Annotated in this window: 17 protein-coding genes and 5 pseudogenes; 7 read left to right on the forward strand and 15 right to left on the reverse strand. The window is 58.5% G+C overall.

The genetic code is table 11. From position 1 onward, the window contains the following. Positions 1-73: 73 nt before the first annotated feature. Positions 74-305: pseudogene (locus RX331_RS26925) on the reverse strand (IS701 family transposase); the annotation flags it as partial. Positions 306-308: 3 nt separating this feature from the next. Here RX331_RS26925 and RX331_RS26930 point away from each other — a divergent pair. Next, positions 309-396, forward strand: a pseudogene (locus RX331_RS26930) (IS5/IS1182 family transposase); the annotation flags it as partial. A 265-nt stretch (positions 397-661) separates the two neighbouring features. Further along, the gene (locus RX331_RS26935; RefSeq protein WP_317252662.1) at positions 662-919 is read left to right on the forward strand and encodes a hypothetical protein; all 258 of its coding nucleotides are present in this window, start codon (positions 662-664) and stop codon (positions 917-919) included. A gap of 1,983 nt (positions 920-2,902) precedes the next feature. On the opposite strand, the gene RX331_RS26940 is transcribed toward RX331_RS26935, so the two are convergent. Continuing rightward, entirely contained in the window at positions 2,903-4,084 is a 1,182-nt protein-coding gene (locus RX331_RS26940; RefSeq protein WP_317252663.1) for a TlpA disulfide reductase family protein, read from the reverse strand. 1,042 nt (positions 4,085-5,126) lie between these two features. Between RX331_RS26940 and RX331_RS26945 the strand changes: the two are divergent. From RX331_RS26945 to RX331_RS26960, 4 genes and pseudogenes are all read left to right on the forward strand, one after another. Beyond that, a pseudogene (locus RX331_RS26945) lies at positions 5,127-5,812 on the forward strand (molybdate ABC transporter permease subunit). Continuing rightward, complete coding sequence (locus RX331_RS39060) at positions 5,809-6,096, forward strand: ATP-binding cassette domain-containing protein (protein ID WP_410708017.1); 288 nt, start codon at positions 5,809-5,811, stop codon at positions 6,094-6,096. Before RX331_RS26945 ends, RX331_RS39060 begins: the two are co-directional and overlap by 4 nt. A gap of 15 nt (positions 6,097-6,111) precedes the next feature. Then, positions 6,112-6,666, forward strand: coding sequence for a peroxiredoxin (locus tag RX331_RS26955; protein ID WP_317252664.1), 555 nt, complete (start codon positions 6,112-6,114; stop codon positions 6,664-6,666). 6 nt (positions 6,667-6,672) lie between these two features. Next, positions 6,673-7,185, forward strand: coding sequence for a carboxymuconolactone decarboxylase family protein (locus RX331_RS26960; RefSeq protein ID WP_317252665.1), 513 nt, complete (start codon positions 6,673-6,675; stop codon positions 7,183-7,185). 348 nt (positions 7,186-7,533) lie between these two features. On the opposite strand, the gene RX331_RS26965 is transcribed toward RX331_RS26960, so the two are convergent. Continuing rightward, positions 7,534-9,390: a hypothetical protein gene (locus tag RX331_RS26965; protein ID WP_317252666.1), complete on the reverse strand. Its 1,857-nt coding sequence runs from the start codon at positions 9,388-9,390 to the stop codon at positions 7,534-7,536. 29 nt (positions 9,391-9,419) lie between these two features. After that, on the reverse strand, positions 9,420-9,800 hold the full coding sequence (locus RX331_RS26970; protein ID WP_317252667.1) for a hypothetical protein: 381 nt from the start codon (positions 9,798-9,800) through the stop codon (positions 9,420-9,422). 624 nt (positions 9,801-10,424) lie between these two features. Here RX331_RS26970 and RX331_RS26975 point away from each other — a divergent pair. Further along, positions 10,425-10,665 (forward strand): annotated as a pseudogene (locus RX331_RS26975) (peroxiredoxin); the annotation flags it as partial. An 821-nt stretch (positions 10,666-11,486) separates the two neighbouring features. On the opposite strand, the gene RX331_RS26980 reads toward RX331_RS26975, so the two are convergent. The 11 genes and pseudogenes from RX331_RS26980 to nifH all read right to left on the reverse strand — a co-directional run bounded on the left by RX331_RS26980 (position 11,487) and on the right by nifH (position 20,250). Beyond that, positions 11,487-11,783 carry a ferredoxin family protein gene (locus RX331_RS26980; RefSeq protein ID WP_317252668.1) on the reverse strand — a complete coding sequence of 99 codons (297 nt, stop codon included), beginning with the start codon at positions 11,781-11,783 and terminating at the stop codon, positions 11,487-11,489. A gap of 38 nt (positions 11,784-11,821) precedes the next feature. After that, entirely contained in the window at positions 11,822-13,129 is a 1,308-nt protein-coding gene (locus RX331_RS26985) for an FAD-binding protein (protein ID WP_317252669.1), read from the reverse strand. A 20-nt stretch (positions 13,130-13,149) separates the two neighbouring features. Next, entirely contained in the window at positions 13,150-14,259 is a 1,110-nt protein-coding gene (locus tag RX331_RS26990; RefSeq protein WP_317252670.1) for an electron transfer flavoprotein subunit alpha/FixB family protein, read from the reverse strand. Further along, a pseudogene (locus RX331_RS26995) lies at positions 14,256-15,108 on the reverse strand (electron transfer flavoprotein subunit beta/FixA family protein). The gene RX331_RS26990 and the pseudogene RX331_RS26995 overlap by 4 nt, the downstream one beginning before the upstream one ends. Before the next feature lie 31 nt (positions 15,109-15,139). Next, on the reverse strand, positions 15,140-15,457 hold the full coding sequence (locus RX331_RS27000; protein WP_317252671.1) for a hypothetical protein: 318 nt from the start codon (positions 15,455-15,457) through the stop codon (positions 15,140-15,142). 96 nt (positions 15,458-15,553) lie between these two features. Next, positions 15,554-15,895 carry a nitrogenase stabilizing/protective protein NifW gene (gene nifW / locus RX331_RS27005; RefSeq protein ID WP_317252672.1) on the reverse strand — a complete coding sequence of 114 codons (342 nt, stop codon included), beginning with the start codon at positions 15,893-15,895 and terminating at the stop codon, positions 15,554-15,556. A 169-nt stretch (positions 15,896-16,064) separates the two neighbouring features. Further along, on the reverse strand, positions 16,065-16,664 hold the full coding sequence (locus RX331_RS27010; protein WP_317252673.1) for a hypothetical protein: 600 nt from the start codon (positions 16,662-16,664) through the stop codon (positions 16,065-16,067). Continuing rightward, the gene (nifV, locus tag RX331_RS27015) at positions 16,648-17,856 is read right to left on the reverse strand and encodes a homocitrate synthase (RefSeq protein ID WP_317252674.1); all 1,209 of its coding nucleotides are present in this window, start codon (positions 17,854-17,856) and stop codon (positions 16,648-16,650) included. The genes RX331_RS27010 and nifV overlap by 17 nt, the downstream gene beginning before the upstream one ends. Positions 17,857-18,028: 172 nt before the next feature. Continuing rightward, entirely contained in the window at positions 18,029-18,472 is a 444-nt protein-coding gene (gene irr / locus RX331_RS27020) for a Fur family transcriptional regulator Irr (RefSeq protein ID WP_317252675.1), read from the reverse strand. 1 nt (position 18,473) lies between these two features. Beyond that, entirely contained in the window at positions 18,474-19,223 is a 750-nt protein-coding gene (locus RX331_RS27025; RefSeq protein ID WP_410708018.1) for a nitrogen fixation protein NifQ, read from the reverse strand. Between the two features lie 142 nt (positions 19,224-19,365). Continuing rightward, complete coding sequence (nifH, locus tag RX331_RS27030) at positions 19,366-20,250, reverse strand: nitrogenase iron protein (protein ID WP_317252677.1); 885 nt, start codon at positions 20,248-20,250, stop codon at positions 19,366-19,368. Between the last annotated feature and the right edge of the window lie 151 nt (positions 20,251-20,401).

A 20,401-nucleotide genomic window follows, 5' to 3' on the forward strand; every position in this document is an offset into this window, starting at 1 on the left:
GGCCGCGCGCAATTTCAGGCCATGGCGTAGCAGGCTAGCACCAGTTTGGCAGAATCTGTTTGCGCAGCGTTTTTCAAGGATTTGTTTTCGGCAGTATGGACACCTTTGAGACGGCGGCCGAAGGAGAGATCGACGATCGCGTGACGTACGGCGGGCATGGTTGGCTGAAGCGGAGGTCCGTTGATTCTTTTTTTCCGCCCCGCGTGTGCGATGCGACGATGTTGCAGGAAGGCGTGGGCAATCATTGTCATGAGGGCGTCGCGATGAAGACCTTGCCATGATCGCCCCTCGAAGTGATAACGTCCAAACGCCGTTGGTGCGATTGCCCGGCCGAATATGGTCCTCCGATGACGATCTACAATCGCTTTGTGCGCTGGGCAAGACGCGGGGTCTGGGAAAACCTATTCCGTGAGCTTTCCGGCCGGGGGCGCGCAATGCAGACGCAAATGATCGATTCCGTTCGCTGCTCAGCCAGCCTGATCTCGTTCCTGAGCGCCTCAAGGCTCGCTCCGGCCAGCGATGCGGCAAGTTCGGCACGTCCCCTGACAAAGGATGCGGCTGGGCACCGCTCGCTTTCCTGGATAGCGCGCGCTCTCATTGCCAGTGGTCAGAGCCGAAGAGGATCCAATCTCGGAATGTGCGAAAGTGACAGCTGAATCTGATGTTTGATGGATCGGCCGCAAGTCACTTAGCTGCTGCTCAAGGTTCGGTTGATCCGTGGATGGGCATCCCGGTGAGCTGGTTTGTGCGCTCAGGTCGCCTGGCTGTTGCTGCGCCCGCTGCTGCTGCCGCAGGAGATCGTGAGCGAGAGTGGAGTCTTCTGCGGCGTTCGGTGGTCATTCTTTTCGCCGCGAGCACAGTTGTTTCAAGTTCCATTTTGGGACGGACAGCTTTCGAGAAGCTGACGAATCACAAATGAATGCCACTGACGTCGGACTTTTTCGGCACTTCCCCGGCTCGGCAGCGGTCGCTGCGCAGGCACGATCGACAGCACGGACATCCATCGGCAGATGCGGTTCGATCTGCCCCCACTGTTCGTCGCTCAGCCAAAAGAGATTCTTGCGCACGATCCTAGCCCCTTCCAAAAACGAATCAGGATCGTACTGTGAGCGCAAAGAAATTAATGAGCTCTGACCCTAATAAAAGTGGCCGGTGAGCCGCCGACATCTGCCATGTCCACTTTACCCAGTAGCAAGCAGAGCGCTGGTTTAACGTCCGCCAGGAGCCAACAGGCATCATCCGACAAATCACGTTCGAGTGGCATGCATAGGTAGTATGCAGACTTCGTCCAATCCAAGAAGAGGGGCTGGCCCGGGGCATTACCAGTCCGCCGATTGGGCGGAAGATACATATCCACTTTACACCTCTCATTGTTTCTGTCCGCTACCAGAATCGAGAAGACCTGCTCCTTGTTGAGTACCTTCCGAGCGATTCAGTCCTCAAGAAAAACTCTTGTCATGTTAGCGACAAGCCAAGCGCCTATGGCTTTGAGCGCGTTATTTTACTATTCTTCGGCGCCGCCTTTCTGCGTGCGGCAGGTTGGGCTTAGCGTAGTCGATCATGGCACGAATCCCTCAGGAGCCTTCCGGAACTGGGATCTCAAGAATCGTCAGTTTTCTCCACGGATCAGCCGCGGACATCGCTTTCTTCATCACAATTCTATGTGCTGTCGGCTTCGCAAGCGGCCTGCTCGTGCCGAGGACGATCGACACGGGCCAACCTACGTGCACGGAAGCGCTTGCCGGAGACAGCCTTGAGGGCTCTGTTTGTCATTCGACACAGCGTCGTGGCGCGCAAGCGCTTCAAAGATTGTTGGAGACACTATGTGCCGAAGTGCATTGACCGAAGTACTTTTGCGCTGCAAGCGAGTAGTGGCACCCTGTTGCCGGCAATTATCTGGCAGATTCAGAAACGTTATGTCGCGGCGACAACTGCGACAGTCTCACTCATCGGTTGAATGATCGTGCTGAAGAGCACGCTTTCTGATCAATCACTTCGAATTGTTCAGATCACAAGGGCCGCGACATGCCGGCCCCGCAATTCCCAAACCCAGCTGTAGTACTATAAACCTGTGTCACACCCCCATTTATCTCGGCTTTATAATCGGGTTCTGGGCCGCCCCATTAGGCGGTCGGCCTCTTTTGTTGCAACCGTAACGACCGCCTACGTCTTTGTCGCATTTTCGAAGCGTGGGACATCATACAGCTGTTTGGGTAGACCGGGCCGGGAGTGCAGCAATAAGAGGTGAGCACGAGATCCAATGGGACGCGGTCACCCATCACAAAAGGAATAGCGGCCGTCGGATTGAGCCGCCCCCCGGAGCGACTGCCGCAATGAAGTAATTGCGATACCCTCATCGCTCGTCGCATGATACCTCGTGTCCTCAGTGAAGGCGCCGTGCCCTGTCTCGGTGGCCACGAGGTAGGCGCATGCCAAAGCACGTTACCATATTAAGGCGCTGCGTTATGATCGTCATGCGCTTGCAACCGTGATCCCGGAAATGGAGGCGCCGATCGGCAACGCCATCGAGCGGCTCCACGCTGACAAAGGCTATCTGGAGCCACAGTCGCCCGGCTGATTACAAATTCGGGGGCTCCTCAGGGCAGAAGCGGCAGGAGACGCCGAACATCAAGAGGTGCGAGGAGTTCCGCCATAGAGCGGGCCATCGGCCACTCACATCCGAGCTTCGAATGGGCCACAACTCGCTTTGGCATACGAGGTGCGATGCCCACCGATACTGTCCTCAGCATTCGGTAGCTCAGCCTATTGCTATGGCAACTCTTGGCCAGTCTCTTCTCCTGACACTTGATCGATCTAAGTCAATATCAGGTGTTTTGGACGCCACTTGCGAATGGGCTGCCAGAGAAATGGACGAGTCGGCCAGTAAGTAAAATTCCGATTATCACCCCTTTCTTTCATTTTTTCCGCGGCGCCTGCGCTTTGGCACTTCAGCAGACTTGGCTTGCGGAACCGAACAAGAACCCCAGTAACAAGCCTTCTCGCCCTTGTAGTTGGCCAGGGCTTGGAGCAACGGCGACAAGACATGCTGTTTCAGTTCGTCCTGGATAGGCTCCGGACTGTCCAGTGACTTCAGAGCGAGCTCGACCAACTCGATCGCGCGATCCTTGTTGCCGCTCTCGTAATAATAGTGAGCGACCGCCGCATAGGACAGGAACTTGGGGCCATCGTCGCGTTGCGGAGGATTGAGTGCCAGGATGTGCTCCGACAACTCCTTGCCTATGGCAAAGCGCTCGGCTGACGGGAAGTAGGAGTTGTCCTTCGCCGGATCAAAGAGTTCGCGCATTGCGCCGGCCATCCAGACCTCGGATTTTTGGTTGATCGCGTCACGAACCAGTTGGCGCAGGACCGGCAAGCCGGTCCGCATGTCATGCATTTTGTGAAGTAAAAGATCCACTTGAAGGACGCGGAACTTGATGTCGTCCGGCATCACAGCGACGGCCTCTTCGACCACCGAAAGCGCCCTCGCCCAATCCCCAGCCTTCATTGCTGGCTGCAGTTTGGCAAGGATCGTCTTGGTCAACGCTCGCTTGCGTGTTTCGCGCGTTCTGCGTTGACCTTCGGCGATCCGCTTCGTATCGGCGGCTTTAGCTTCATCGCTTGTGCGCCAGATGCCATTGAAAACTTTCGGCAAAACTTCATCGAGTAGCATTGGATGACCGATAAAGGCAATGTGGCCGTCACGGTCGACGACGAACGAGGTGGGAATGCCGACAGAGAGACTGGCGTCCATCCAAAGTTTGTTCATTTCGCCTGTGTAGTCGAAAGCGACCCGATAATTGAGCTGCGAGAACTTTTCGGTCAACCATGCGTCCAACTTGGTTCGGGCCTCGTCCGCGGTTGAAGCTTTTTCGCTAGCTGCGACACCGACGATCTCAAGCCCTCTGTCTTTGTATTTCTCTTGCAGCTGCACCAGATGAGGCATCGACGCCACACATTGTCCGCACCAAGTTGCCCAAAATTCGACGATGTAGACCTTTCCGGCCTGGAAGATCGTCACGGGCTGGCCGCGCAGCCAGTTCTGCACTTTAATGGGAGGAGCCTGGGATTCCATGCGCACGACCATTTTGCTCTCCAAAACTATTGCTAGTAGTTGCACGAATTTATACGCGCTGTCTCTGTAGAAGCGGGCGCACGGGTTTAAAGGAAGGAGAGCATCGCTTGTCTTGCGCGTCGGCGTGCCTTCGGCCCTCGCTTCGTGTTGCTGCATCTCAACAGCAATGGCCGTGCCAGTGCCGTCAACACGTGCTAAGCGCCTGATTACGCTTTCAAAGTCCTCCACGGCGCCGCAAGCAGATGGTGTTTTGAACCTGACGTGCCTTTGTGCCGTTGTCAGAAATTGGACACACGTTGCGCGATTGGCGCTGCCAGAGCAGCGTGGTTAGCCTTGCGAGCCGTCGAACGTAATCTGCTAATCCGGGTCCGCCGTCAGCCATGATTAGATGAAAGCGACAATGAAGATTGCGAACCGAATGAGTGAAAGCCGTGGAGCAGTGACACCTATTCGTGGAGGGTGACTACGCAATTTTGCAGGGACTGCAGCTTGTGCTGCATGACCAAATCGAGAGCCATGGGTTGCCGACGTCGAACGGGCCTATGGCTACCCGACCATGGGTTATTAATGCGCACGCGTAGCGGTGACATTGTCGACACCGCCTTCATCATCCTCAAGCAGCCGTTTTTAAGCTCGGACGAGAGGCGATCGGCATCACATCAGCCCTCCATCTTTGAATGAAGCCGTATTCGGTTGAAAACGACGATGTCGGACACCCTACAACGCCGCCAGGCCATTCCAGAAGGCGCGCTGACGTCCATGCTTGCTTCACTCTTCTAGGCAGCAAGGCGCTCATCAGGTCTGCGAGCGGCACGCCGATTGCTAGGATGAGCAGCGAAGACCCGCCGCGGCGAGAGCGGTGGCTGCGCTTCCGCCCCAGGACCGATCCGATGAAACCTCCCAGATTAGTTCTGATCAATGCAACCCTGATTTCGCTTATGGTCGGCAATGCGGAGGCGGCGGCGAACATCAAAGTTGCGGTCGCCGCCAACTTCAACGAGCCCGCGAGGGAGATTGCAGTGTCATTCAGGCTCGACGACCGGAGTTGACGCGCATGAGGAGCTTTTCGGCAGAGATCTGGCAGTCGCTCGGGCTCACGATCGAGCTCGCGAGCTTGACGACCCTGATCCTGCTAATCGTTGGCACGCCACTCGCGTGGTGGCTAGCACACTCCAAGAGCCTTTGGACCGAGGCGGTGGCGACGATCATTGCGCTGCCGCTGGTGCTGCTGCCAACTGTACGCGGGTTTTATCTGCTGGTGCTGCTTGGACCAAACGGCCCGGGCGGCCTTCTCGCCTGGCTCTGGGACGGACACACACTCGCCTTCACTTTTGCGAGGCTCGTGGTTGGATCGGTTTTGTGGGCGCTTACTTTCGTAGTCCAGCCTATCCGCAATGCCTTTGGCCATCGGCAACCGTCCGCTGGAAGCTGCGGCCACTCTGCGCGCCTCTCCATTGTATGCCTTCTTTACGGTCGCCCCGCCCCTGGCGCGACCGGGTTTTCTCACAGCCGCTGTGCTTGGCTTTGCGCATACAATTAGCTCATTCGGCCTCGTGCTGATTATCGGCGGCAACATTCCTGGACGCACCAAAGTGCTGTCGGCCTTTCTCTTCGACTATGTCCAAGCGTCGCGCTAGGGCGAAGCAAACCGCCTTGCCGGCGGCATGGTGATGTTTCGCGTTTGCGGTAATCATTACCTTAACGTTGATCGAAAGATACAGCCGAAGGAGGCGCACGTGAGGACAGCCATACCAGGCGGGATCGGCATCGCCTTCAAGGGCCAGCTGGGTAGCTTTTCGCTCGACGCGCAGTTCAGCGTACCGGCTAAGGGTGTAGCGGCGATTTTCGGACAGTCAGGCTGCGGCAAAACCCCGGTCGCGCGGTGCATCGCCGGCCTCGTGCGTTTGCCTGACGGTCGCATGCCACGCATCCGACTGCTGGATTCCGACAATCGAACATCCCAAAGCAAATGGCATATAGCTTGCTTCGCTGGTGGCGGAATCGTCACTCCGCGCGCGAAGTAATCTTATGAGGACAATATGCTTGGAATTGGAAACAGACTGCCGTCGTTCGAAATCACAGGTGTGAAGCCCGGCTTTCACCTGCAGGAAGAGGATGGACAGAGCGCATTCGAAACGTTGACTGAAGATAGCTTCTCCGGAAAATGGAAAATCATCTTCTTTTACCCCAAAGATTTCACCTTCGTCTGCCCGACCGAGATCGCGGAGTTCGCGCGCCTGTCCAAGGATTTCGCCGATCGTGACGCGGTCGTGCTGGGTGGCTCGACCGACAACGAGTTCTGCAAGCTCGCCTGGCGACGCGAGCACAAGGATCTACACCATCTGCCGATCTGGCAATTTGCCGACACCAACGGCGCGCTGGTCGATGGCCTGGGCGTGCGCTCTCCTGACGGCGTCGCCTATCGCTATACTTTCATCGTCGATCCCGACAACACCATCCAGCATGTCTATGCGACCAATCTGAATGTCGGTCGCAGCCCAAAGGACACGCTGCGCGTATTGGACGCGCTGCAGACTGACGAGCTCTGCCCCTGCAACCGCGAGATCGGTGGCGAAACTCTGAAAGTTGCCTGAGGTATCATGTCTATCGAGCAATTAAAGGACCAGATTCCGGATTTCGCCAAGGACGTCAGACTCAATCTGGCGTCGATCGTGGCGGATGAGACCTTCTCACCACAGAGCAAATACGGGCTGTTGCTGGCCACCGCGATCGCGACCTGCACCCCGGCCGTGATCGCCGCAATGGAATCCGCTGCGGCCGAGGTTTTATCGCCCGCGGCGCTTACGGCGTCGAAATCTGCAGCCTCGGTGATGGCGATGAACAACGTCTATTACCGCTTTGTTCACCTCGCTTCCAATCCGGAATACAAGAGTATGCCGGCGCGGCTGCGCATGAACGTGATCGCCGATCCTGGGGTTGACAAGGCCGATTTTGAGCTATGGTCGCTGGCGGTTTCCGCCATCAACGGCTGCGGTGCCTGCATGGATGCCCATGAGAAGGCACTGCAGGAAGCTGGCGTCGGCTCGGCTGCGATCCAGACCGCAGTGCGCTTTGCCGCGATCGTGCAGTCGGTTGCGGTTGCGATCTCGTAGGTGATTTCGCAAACGATTTTTCCGTGTCTTTCATCTCGAAAAGATGGTGCACTTCGACTCGAACCGAATGGGATTAAAAGTGCTAGGCATCTCGTTGTCCACCATTGTCGTATGGCCCACCTGATCGTCGAGCACAAACTGCTCGGTCGCGAACCGACGCAACGGCACCACGCGAGGATTGACGACAGTTCGAAGATCGCGCGATTTCGCTTCCAGCGATTTCGTCCTTATCAATCAGGACGCCGCTGCTGAGCGCCTCCCAGCTAATCGTGTTCGTCATAGAGAGCAATCGCCTTTTCTAAATGTTCTGACGTCTCGTTATCGAAATGTACTAGAACCACCTCGCCATCAATATGGGACGATCCAGCGCCAGCCACGAGCATCGATTTCGTCGCTCGGAATCCCGACCTGTCGAGCGTGCTCAAACTGCCACGACGTTGTATTTCGGTCCTGGCGACCGTCTATTGTCACGTCGACGGCCGGTGTGCTTCTTAAATTCACGACAACCGCCTGCGCATCATCAGCCAAATCGAGTTCAACAAAGTCCTTTGCCGCTCGCGATGAAAGATTGGTTGGTCGGTTGCGCCACAGAGCAATGGTCCGTTTATTCCGTCCGAACGTGGCGTTCGACCGTTTAATCAGTGCGAAGGAAGTGAGCGTCAGAACTGAAGAACCGGGATCGTCAGCCAAGTTGGTGGCGTAAAGACCCGGCCAGCGTTCCTTCATTTGGGGGCCATCCATCAGGAGGGCGAAGATCAAATTCGGTCCGAGCGACCGGATCTCGGATACGACTGGATCTGCTCGCGCGAGGTCCTCGCAGATAACCGCCGTGAATGCCGATTGAGACCTAAACACATCTATGTGGAGCACACGCTCCTCGATTTCGAGATATTCCCACCAAATGCAGTCCGTGCTCAGATCGGCCTGCAGACCGTAGGTGCGGATCTGTGTGTCATCGAGCCTCCAACGGTGGTGCTTTCTTCTGGAATGGGTTTCGGCGATCCGGTTTCCCAACTCTTGATGCATGACGGAGAATACGACCTGATTGCCTTTGCGCCTGTTGCAATCCTCTGAAACCCCGGCGATCAAGAACTCGATGGCGGGCCATTCATCCCGAAGGTACCGGACCAGTTCGTCATATGTAGCCCAGTCCAGTGAATATTCGGGCAGCACCACGCCATGCACGTCTTTATTAGCTCGCAAAAGGAGCTCATTGACGAAGTCGACGAACGAACGACGAGCGCTACGATCGCTCCAATGACAGTCGCCGACTTTTGGGTAAAGCCATTTCTGCTCCACCCGAAATCTTCCCCACTTCATATCAGCAGGGCCGTTGTGGATATCGCCTTTGAAACAACCGTCCGGTATATCGTAGGGAAACGGAATAAGCAGCACGCTCAGGCTGTCATGTCGATCTGACGTGCTCGACCATAGCTGCTGATGCCAATAGACGTTCGGATGGCCGTGCGGGCGCAGCATAGTCAGGTTGTGACTTAGCGTTCTCATAGTACAGCCCACGTCGGTGGTGCGTCCCTTTGGAAGAACGCGGACAACGTCACGAGACGCATCGACCGCGAGGCTGTCGAGCGCCACGTGGCGGCTGAGATGCCTGTCGTCCGAGCGAGAGCGGCTCGATGGGATCACGAGCTTTCCGGTGCGGTTGATAAGCAAATACGAGGCGAGCTTATTTGCCCAGTTTGGATCGGCGCCGTCATCGTCGAATGTCTCATAGCCGCAGTTAGTGCTGGCCTCATCCGCAATCACCAGCAACGCGTGAGCCGATTTCCACCACGAGAGACGTGGTCGGGAATTTTGTCCAGCAACAAGCACGTGGTTGCGGCAGGCCCACAGTTCAGCCCAGAGTTCGACGATTTCCGGTTGCTCCTTGAACACATTGGAAGCCCACCGCTTACCGATTCTTCGCCAAGCGACCAGCTGCGTCTCCCTCGGCGCCTGGGTTGCACCGGAGTAGCTTACCTTAGGCACGCCCCTTGTAGAGGCGAATGGAGCGACGATGTAGGTGTAGGCTCCCGAAGCCTCAAGCAGGTGGGCAACGGCACCGAACAGCTCGGCAGGTAGCGCGGGAGGATACGACCAACGTCCCGTATCGGGGTTGGTGCCGTTCGGAAATAGCCTCCTCAGCTCGCTGCCAACAGTCGCTGACGCGCGAAAGTTCGTCGCGCGCGACCGGCGTCTTCCCTTCATCCCCTGCCCCGCAATGAGGGGCGATGGTACTAGGAGCTCTTAAGTCCCAAGATGCGGTTCAATCCCGCGATGCCCGCGTAGCCCGCTTGTTCCCAATCGCCGTTGCTGATCGTCTTTTCCCGCGTCTGCCCCGGATACGCGGCAGCAAAGGACGAGCGCGCACGTTCTGCGTACTTGCCAATGAGCTTAGCCGCTTCTGGATCAGACTCCAGCAGCTTCAATATGTCCGGGGCGCCCTGGCCTGCGCCGAGCGCGAGAGCGAGCGATCGCATCTCGTTGCTCTTCGAGAGCGGCTTCAAACGGCGCTTCATGTCCTTGGCACTACCCATCAGGAAACGGCTGGACTGGAGTGTGGCGGGAAAGTGTTCACGTGGCGTTAATAACAAGGTTGGATTGGATAGGTCAATCAAGATCTCTCCGTATAGTTGCACTATCGCACAGGATCTTGACCTGGTCGTGGCACTTACCAGTGCCTTCCCGTTCAGATGTAAGGTCCTAGTGCCCTCCGTTCAATGCGACGAATCACAGCGCTGCTGCTGCAGCACAGGCTGGCCACAATTCGCCTTTGGGTAATACCCATCTTTGAATTTTGAGGAAAAGGTATTACCTATATTTTAGAGATTTATTTAAGGTAATACCCGAATCACTGTCTACCCTTCGGGTAATACCTAATCAGACTCAGGGTTGCTTATGAAGACAAGAACTAGAGCTGGAAGACGAAAGGAACGGAAGCCGCATGCCAAAATGGGGCGGCCCCCCACCGGTAAGGACCCTATGCTGTCCTTCCGAGCGCCAGAGGAGCTGATTCAACGGATCGAACGCTGGTCAAGATCCTATGGCATGAGCAGATCGGAAGGTGTTAGGAAATTGATTGAGCAAGCACTAGCAAACTCGGTTGCGCCGACCTGGAGTAGTCCTCCGTACGGCTAGTTGAGGGGCCCTGCAGGAATAACATTGGCGGGTCAGGCCGTGACCGCCGAGCTCGTCTTTTCGGCTGGGCACCGTGAGACTGAATTGGTGTCCCGCGGCAAACGCTAGGCGGCGTGATCTCCGACGAGTTCTGCAAGCTCGCTTGGCGACGCCAGCATAAGGATCTGCACCATCTGCCGATCTGGCAATTTGCCGACACCAACGGCCCGGCTGGTCGATGGCCTGGGCGCGCGCTCCCCTGACGACGTTGCATATCGCTATACGTTCGTCGTCGATCCCGACAACACCATCCAGCATGTCTATGCGACCAATCTGAATGTCGGTCGCAGCAGGAAGGAGGCCGTGGTGCGGGTCGCGATCGCGGTAGCCAGCACAACAGCGCGTATTTGTTCTGCGGTGAGAAGGTCTCATCCAAGACGCGCCGTAAGCGCCGCGGGCGATAGAACCTCGGCCGCAAATGCGTACCGGATCTCTGATGCATTTCGTGCTGTAATATCTGGTGCATCTCCGTCCACGACACTACTACTTCTTCTTTCTCAACATCGATCGATTTTTCCTTGGTGGAGCAAACGCAAGTTGTCCAAACGATGTTGTCAGCGACCGGATGCGGTCAAGGCTAGTTGGCCAGATCTGGGCTCAGCAGCAGAATAGAACTAGTCCAACAAAAGCGAGATTGACTAACGCGCCGATCAACGCCCACGCGCGAACGGCCGCGGGCGAGAGTCCGGCATCATCGCGCGAGTTTGTTATCCATAATGAATGCACCTGCGGCGTCACCCTACGAAAGTCGCGCGGTACAGCGGTCGCATTTACAACCAGCATGTCTTGTCGTGTCTGGGGCGAAGCGGTTCCATCTTCGCCATGCACCATCCTCATCAGCGATCCCGGCCCGGACGGTGGTCGCTGGCTATAAGCGCGGCTTGATACAGCCCTCGGACGGCTCGCGAGCCTAAGCTGGATAAGGCCTCATTCGGCGGTTTCCCCGTTTGATGCGTTCGTGAGAAGAATCCGCCGGGCTAAGGCGCTGAGTTCGCGAAGCGTCCCCTCACCCCAAGTTGCGGTTTTTGCTAGATTTCGGTCTCTCGCGCAGGCGGTGCGCGGCGAAACTGTATCCGCCGCGAGATCGCCTCATTAATGGCAATCACACACTGCCTGTCGTTCAGCCTTCACCCAAACTTGAATAGCACCCCATATCCCCCACGCGGATAGCTCCATTCGATGTCGCCGGTGGGCTCTCCGATGACGCGGCAGGTGCCGCACTCGATGCAACCGTCGACGGCGATCTCGACCTGGCTCTTGTCGTTCAGCTCATAGCAGCGCGCGGGGCACGCTTTCAAAAGGGCAAGTAGCTGCGGCGATGGCTTGGTGTGCGCGCGTACCTTGATGTGCGGACGACCGACGTCGACGAGATAGCGATTGTAGAACAGCTTATCCTCGACGCGCATTGAGGGCTCGACAGTCATGTTTTCAGCTCCTTAGGTTCGGCTTCGACGTTGGTTGGTCAGCGCCAGGCGCGGGCGAAGCGGAATGCATCGCCGAACAAACCTGTCCATGACCGCGCATTGACAAAAGATTTCAACGTCACCTTCTCTTTCTCAGCCTTTGGCGTGCCGTCGACGCGCACAAAATTCTGCATCGCTCTTGAGACAAGCTGCGGATAGGTAAGAAAAAAGTTTTGCGAATTGGTGTGCATCAGCGTTGGCATATCCTTGTATTTCCTCAGATCCTTGATCACGAAGGAGTCGTCCAGCATCTTCTTGTAGAGCGCGAGATTCTCAGCGCTCATGGGAGCCCGGCGCGACCTCACATGCGAGATTGCTTCGGCCGCGATGCGGCCCGAGGTCATCGCGAGGTTAGAGCCCTCGCGATGAATGGCGTTGTTGAGCTGCGCGGCATCGCCCACCACCACCCAGCCCTCACCATAAAGCTGCGGGATCGCCTTGTAGCCTCCCTCAGGGATCAGATGCGCCGAATATTCCTTCACCTCGGAGCCCTTGATCAGCCGCGCCACAGACGGATGCCGCTTGAAGCGATCGAGCAGCCCATAGGGCGTCTCGCCCGTGCGCTGGAAGTCGGCGACGAGGCAGCCGATGCCGAGCGAGATGCACTCCTTGTTAGCATAGATGAAGCCCATCCCAGTCATGCCGCGGGAAATGGTGCCGGCAGCCTCGATCACGACGCCCTCGTCGCCTTCGAGATTGAAGCGTGCCTCAATGGTCTCGCGCGGCAAGAAGTGCATTTCCTTCACCGCGAGTGCAACCTTGTCAGGCTTAGGCCGATCGCGCAGACCCGCACGAGTACCGAGCAGGCCGTTGACGCCCTCCGCCAGCACTACGACATCCGCATGGACTTCGCCGTCACCGCGATCCGTGTGCACCCCGATGACCTTGCCGTTGGCATCTCGCGCGAGTTCGGTCACCGTGGTCTCGCACAGCACCGTCGCGCCGGCCTCGCGGACCTTCGAGGAGAACCATTTGTCGAACTGCGCGCGGATGATGGTGTAGCGGTTGGGCCGCTGCTCATTGAACTCGTCGGACCAGTAGTGCAGACCGACATGGGAGCGATCGTCCATCATCCAGAACCGCTGCTCGACCAGATGACGTTCGAGTGGCGCGTCCTCGCGAAAGTCCGGGATTAGCTTTTCCAGCATATCGGCATAGAGGATCGCGCCCTGCACGTTCTTCGATCCCGAATATTCGCCGCGCTCGAGCTGCAGCACTTTCATGCCACACTTAGCCATGGTCAGCGCCGCTGCATTGCCTGCCATGCCGGCGCCAACGACGATGGCGTCGAATCGTTCTTCGATCATGAGTCTCTCCTTCTGGTGCGCTAGCTCGCAATGCGGTCGCGCGAATGCGGCGACAGCCGCGCACGAAATGCGGCCGTCAGCGCCGGCAGCAAATGGATCGCGTCGGTCACGATGCCGATATGGGCGAAGTCAAAAATCGGCGCGTTCTTGTCGGTGTTGATGGCGACGACCAGGTCCGCGCCCTCGACGCCGACCCGATGCTGGATCGCACCGGAAATACCAGCGGCGATGTAGAGCTTTGGCCGTATGGTCTTACCGGTTTGTCCGATTTGCCGGTCGGAAGTGACCCAGCCCTTCTGTACCAGTGGTCGCGAGCAGCCAAATTCGGCCCCAATCATGGCGGCGAGCTGCCGCACCAGCTGAAAATTCTCCAGCGACCCCAGACCCAAGCCGCCGGCGACAACGACATCGGCATAAGCGAGGTTGGATTTTGCGGAATCCCGGTCTGGGATGAACGACAGGACCTTGGTGACGATATCGTCTTCGACGAGAGCAAGCGGATGGATGATGATACGGGCGGCGTCGCGTGCGACGCGCTCGGGCATCGGCATGACGCGTGGGCGGACGGTTGCCATTTGCGGCCGGTAATTCAAGGTGTAGATCGTACAAAGTAGCGTGCCACCAAAGGTCGGACGCGTGGCCGCAAGTGAACCATCCGCGTCGACGTCCAGCCCGGTGCAGTCGGCGGTGAGACCCGTCAGTAGCGTTGTCGCGACCGAGCCCGCGAGATCGCGACCGAGTGTGGTGGCGCCCAATAGCAGGATCTCGGGCTTATGGGTGTTGACGAGATCGGTCAGTGCCTTGGTGTAGGACTCGTTACGATACTCCGATAGCACATTGTCGGCCACGAGATAGACAAGGTCAGCGCCGTAGCAGAAGGATTCGATGGCGGCGCTGCGCGCCGCCTCGCCCTCCGGGCCGACTACAACCGCAGCGAGATCGACCTTCAGCTTGTCTGCGAGCTTGCGGCCCGCACCCATGAGCTCCCAGGAAACGGAATGCACCTGACCTCGCTCCTGCTCGATGAAGACCCAGACATGCTTGTAGGCCTTGAAGTGTTCCGGCAATTCTTTCTTAGCTGCTGCCCGGCCGCCGGCGGTAGGCGTAGGACCTTTGATGAAATTGCTCATGGCTCAAACTCCCTTAGAATCAGCGCGCCAGCACCGCAAAGCTCGACTCCGGATTCCGGTTTGAAGATGGGTTCGATCAGCGCCTCTACCGGCTGCTTTGCGGCTTCCACCAGCTCCGTCTTGGCGGCGTGCGGCGACGGCGCAAAGACCAGTTTGACGATGGTCGCTGAGTCGTGCAGGTCGCCTTTCAAGATATCCTCGAAGCCAGCTTCCTGCGCGCTCGATTTCACCACCGGCGCCGTACCGGCGCGCGGGGCGTCGGCCATCGACGCCGCCGCTAATCTGGTTCGTCGATTCCGGCAGGTGATCAGGTGGGACTGCTTTGTGCGCAACATCTGCACGTCGGCTTCGGCGCGGCGGTCTGCTTCGACGGTGCGGCAGGTGAGATCGAGAACGGCGATTTCGACGACCAGAGTGAACTGCAACAGGCCTGGCTTCCTGGCTATGCCAGGCTAATACCTTAGCGGTGTCACCGTCGATGCTCTGCTTGCCGGCGAAGATGATATCGGGCGAGCCAAACGCACCACGGATTGTCCGGATCGCGGACGCGAACGCGTAAGTCGTGGCCAGCGTGTCGGCGCCGACAAAGAAGTGGTCATTGAGCAGAACCGGACGATCGGCACCGAAGGTACGCCTTGCGCAGGGGATCCTTTGCCGATGGTGGGCCCATCGTGAGCACGGTGATCTCACCGCCAAACCTGTCAAGCAACTCGAACGCGGCTTGCATCGCGAACGGGTCACAGGCGTTGATGATGGTCGGCACACCTGCCGCATGATCGTGTTGCTCACGAGGTGCACGCGGATCTGCGCGGAGCCTGGGATCTGCTTGACGCAAGCGACGCTGTGCATGCCTTCTCCAGAGGTACGGTGCACACGCGAGTTACCCATTGGCGGCCATCTCCCGGTCAATCACATCCTCGATGGCGTCAAAGGCAATTTCGAGCGGCATTATTGCGAACGTGACCCACAAGATGATTCCGGCGCGAGCTGCGAGCAGTAACGACAACATCATTGGTCTTTCTCCAAATTTCATCTCGGACAGCGACATTCGGTCGGGTCTGCGTAGACGACGGACTTGGCCGGAGAACAGCAAGTGTTGTACCAATTGCGGCGCCATCAAAAATGGTTGAAAAACCAACGCGTTGAGAGAGGATGATAAACTGGCAGTTAGCATCGCCGACGGTTTCAGGTTCGACATACGTCGGGAAGGCGACAGAGTTGATCTCAGTTATGAGTTTGGCGGCGCAACGCGCTGATCCGACATGGGCAAACTGCACTGAAGTGATGCACGAGGTTACTTCAGCGCACTCAATGGCACGAAAGCCGCCTGCTTCTTCGGCTCCGCGACCGCATCCTGCAAAACCTTGAACACGCGCTGTTCGATCGGTGACGACGCCACGAAATCGGCATAGGCCTGCTCCAATACCGACTTGCACCGCGCCGTCACCTCTGCCTCCGCCGCACCTGCGAACTGTTCCTTGGCGAGATATTGCCCCATGCGCCTCAAGATATGCAGGCGCGCGACGTTGACGATTTTAGGGTCGTAGTCGACCCCGAGAAGGGCAAAAAAATCCTCCGCCGAGCAGGCCTTGTTGAGCCGATAGAGGATGCCGGCAGCCGATTGTGTGTCGCTCATCGAAAATCTCCTTGGGTTAGGCCGCCGGCCCGTGCTCTTGACGCGGGATAAGCTGGTCGTTTCGCGGCAGCCCACCTTGCGACGCTGGCGCTGCATATGGCCCAAACGCGTCTCCTAAAAACTCGACCGGTCGAGCAGGACAGCGATCGCCTTGCTGAGCGGAACAGCATCAGATGGTGGTCAAGGCCGATATGGCCGATAAAGCGGCGATGGCTCCGCTGCGACCGCACGCGCGCGCCGGAATGCCGACCAGAGTGATGTCGGACGGGGTGCTCTCGATGATAACCGGATGTCTTCCCAATGCGCGCGTCGAACCCGAGGGTGATCGGACCGAGGATCTTTGCTCCGTCACCGACCAATTCCCAGTCCTCCGCGGTAGGATGGCACTTGCTCGTGCGACAATGACGCCGCCAAGCGGGATGTCGTAATAGAGCATTGAGCTCTCCCTACTTTGGCAGTCTCGCCTAGCACGACAGGCTCCACGATCGATGAAGAAACGACCCATGGTCGCGCCGAAATGGATGTCGATATGAGCCAGGAAGCCGCCGAACCAGGACAACAGCCGCGCCGGAAACCGCCAGCCGGCTGTCCAGAGGCGTCTCGCGAGGAAATAGCAGATCACAGCATGGATGCTGCGGTAGGTCAGCAAGGTCTCGAGCTGGTTGCACGCCGCGCGATTGCGCAGAAACACAGAACCAAGCACGAGCAGCGAGGGCTTTCGCCATGCGGGAGTTACTGCGACGCGATCGGGGTTAACGATGCTGGACATGGCCCTCACCGCAGTCGGTCAATGATCGTTCGCAAACATCGCGCCAAATCGCCGCCACGGTCTCGCGCGGCACCGGCCTCTTGTACTCGACGGCATGTTCGCGCACCCGAGACAGGATCCGCTTCGCCTCTTCTGCGCTGACGGCGAGCTGCAATTCCTTAAGCAGCGAGGTGATCGCCGACAGCCCCGAATGCTTACCGATCACGATACGATTGGAGCGGCCGAGCAATTGCGGGTCGAGCGATTGATAGGTGCGTTGATCCTTCAACAAGCCATCCACATGAATGCCGGACTCATGAGTGAACACATGCTCGCCAACGATCGCTTTGTTCAGAGGAATCGCGCGTGTAGCCGCGGCTGCGACGACTGCAGCGACCTTCTCGAGTTCCGACAGCACGATGCCGGTGTCGTGCCCGTAGAGCTGTTTGAGCGCAACCGCGACTTCCTCCAGTGGCGCATTTCCTGCGCGCTCGCCTAGCCCGATGACAGTCACCGAGGCGTGGCTCGCGCCGCCCTTGATGGCGGCGAGCGTATTTGCGGTCGCGAGCCCAAGATCGTCATGGCCGTGAAATTCGAGCTCGAGATCGGTCTTCGCGCGCAGACGCGCGATCAGCGCGGAGGCTGAGTCGGGATCAAGCACGCTGAGCGTATCGGCGATGCGAAAGCGCCGCGCGCCCGCAGCCTTTGCAGTTGCGATCAGAGTGATGAGAAAATTGACATCGGCGCGGGAGGAGTCCTCGCCACCAACAGCGACCTCAAGCCCCCGCTCGCGGGCATACCCGACCACCCGCTTCACCTGTTCCACCGCCACATCGCGGTCACCGCCAAGCTTGGCGGCAATCTGCAGGTCAGAGGCCGGGATCGACACATTGACCATGGATACCTTGGCCTCGATGGCTGCGTCGATATCGGCTTCACGCATCCGGCACCAGCCGATGGTGGTAAGCGGCAGATCGGCCTCGACAATGGCGCGGATGGCGGCGATCTCCTCATGGCCCATGGCGGGTGTCCCCGCCTCAATCTCGGTGACGCCAGCCCTTGCCAGTGCCTGCGCGATGGCCACCTTTTCGGCTGCCTTGAAGGCGACGCCCGGCGCCTGCTCGCCATCGCGCAGCGTCGTGTCATTGAGCACGATCGGCTTGGTCCGAGCCGTGTCGGACCATGGAGGTTTCGTAGCGGCGGCGGCGATCATGGCGGCTCCTTGTTGACCTTAGTCAATGAAGGCATCAGCAACCCGCGTGCCACGTCAGCAGTCGACCTAACTCACTCATAAAGCTGAATTTTTTGTAGCAGACCTAATGTCGCAAACGCGACAGCGTCGCAAAGCGGCGGGCCGGCTTACTTCTCGGCGCGATAGGTTCGGATCAACTCGGCGTGCGGCGCAGATGAATGATCAGATCGACGCCGGAGACTTCGTGGCCCGGCAGCGCCTCAGGCGCACTCGCAAGCAGAAGATCGGCTGCGGGAATATCGAGCAGGGTATCCTCTCCGTGCAGATAGTAATGCGGATGCGGCGTGGTGTTGGTGTCGAAAAATGATCGTACCCCGTTTGGAGGAATCTGGCGCAACAGGCCCGCTTGCGTGAACTGCTTCAATGCGTTGTAGGCGGTAGCCAGCGAGATCGGAAAGCCGGCGGCGCGCGCCTCGGTAAACAGCATCTCTGCTGTAACATGCCGGGTGCCCCCGGCAAACAACAGCTTGCTTAAGATCACGCGCTGGCGCGTCGGCCGCAGCCCGGCCTTGAGCAGGAGATCCTTGCAGCCGGCCTTGGGGCCTAGCCCGCCAAAATCGGCCTCAGCCGCGTCCACCTTAATCCCCCGCAAACCCCGCAGGACCCGCGTGGTCATCGACCGAAACGCTCGCCAACGGACGATCTGTCCGGCGCGACTCAGCTAGTGCAGCCGCCGGCAACAGAGCGTCTCGCCGGCGCTCGGCCATCCGGCTCTCACCGCTCTCATCGCCAAAGCAGACGTTGAAGTCGTTACATTGCGTGCACACCGGCGTCGTGCACATCACGAGGCCATCGTCCTCGCACAGGGTGCGATAAAAGAAGCGCTTCCAGCGCATATTGTTGATATTGCGCGCGGCGAGCGGCGCGAAATGACGGCTTAAAAGTCGGGAGACTTCGCCACGATCGCGCAATCCGAGATCTTCCCATAGGTGATTTGGCTCGATGGCGCGACGCGCGATCATCGCAGCCAGCCAGCGACCGGTGTCGCCGTCGGTCGACCGTTGCGCGAGCAGGAGATCACGCAACATTGCGACCTCATCGTTCTCATCGCACGTGAAATGCAAATGCAGCTCCTCGGGTTTGATCCGAAACGAGGGGAAGTGCTGCTCCAACAATGCGACGAGCTCGTCGCCGGACAGGCCGGCCCTGTCAGAAATCCGCCCCCCCTCCATCGCAGCGGTGGCCAGAATGGACGCGAGCACGTGGCGATCGAAATCGCTGTCGCTACTGATGTCAGCGTCTGCGGGATGGCAACCTGCGAGCAGGCGATAGGTCGCAATTCCCGTACGCGACGCGCCGCTCGCGTTCGTCACTGTGGTGATATTCATCGGACTGATTGTGCTTCGAACATGGCTTCACGACCCCACTACGCTCAAGCGTGCTTCGGCGGATACTGTGGTGGCCCTCAAATCTCGCCAGAACGCCGGCCTCCCCGAGAATCGGGGAAGCCGGCATTCATTCGCGCACTCTTTACGAAGCAGCGAGTTCGGCGGCGGTCTTGCCGACGATGGACTCGTCGACCGGCTTCATGATGCCGTGCTCCATCAACATGTCCTCGAGCTCGTCCATGGAGATCGGGGTCGGGATGATGCCCTTGCCACCATTGTTGTGAATCCTGGTCGCGAGATTGCGATAGTGATCTGCCTGCTGGGAGTCCGACGCATACTCCAGCACGGTCATGCGGCGCAGCTCCGCGTGCTGTACGACATTGTCGCGCGGCACGAAATAGATCAGCTGCGTGCCGAGCTTCTTGGCCAGCGCCTCCGCCAGCTCCAGCTCCTTGTCGGTCTGCCGCTCGTTGCAGATCAGGCCGCCGAGCCGCACGCCGCCGGAGTTGGCATATTTCAGAATGCCCTTGGAGATGTTGTTGGCGGCATACATTGCCATCATCTCACCGGACATCACGATGTAAATCTCCTGCGCCTTGTTCTCGCGGATAGGCATCGCAAAGCCGCCGCAGACGACATCGCCGAGCACGTCGTAGGAGACGTAGTCGATATCCTCATAGGCGCCATTCTCTTCCAGGAAGTTGATCGAGGTGATGACGCCGCGACCGGCGCACCCCACACCCGGCTCCGGGCCACCCGACTCCACACAGCGGATGTCCTTGTAACCGATCTTCATGACGTCCTCGATTTCGAGGTCTTCGACGCTGCCAGCGTTCGCAGCCAGGCTTAGAATCGTGTCCTGCGCCTTGGCGTGCAGGATCAGGCGGGTCGAGTCTGCCTTGGGATCGCAGCCGACGATCAGGATCTTGTGGCCCATCTCGGCCAGCGCCGCCAGCGTGTTCTGCGAGGTGGTCGACTTGCCGATGCCACCCTTGCCGTAGAATGCGATTTGTCTCAGTGAAGCCATGCTACTCTCCATCAACCGATTGCCAAAGATTGCGCGAAGTGCGCGCGAGCTTGTGCACACGGGCTCAAGGGAAGGAGAGCATCGCTCGTCTTTTGCGCGTCGGCGTGCACTCAGCCCTCACTCAGTGTTGCGGCAAGCTCATAGCAACCGT

Origin of the sequence: Bradyrhizobium sp. BWA-3-5 (assembly GCF_032917985.1) — a bacterium.
In the GTDB taxonomy this organism is placed as follows: domain Bacteria; phylum Pseudomonadota; class Alphaproteobacteria; order Rhizobiales; family Xanthobacteraceae; genus Bradyrhizobium.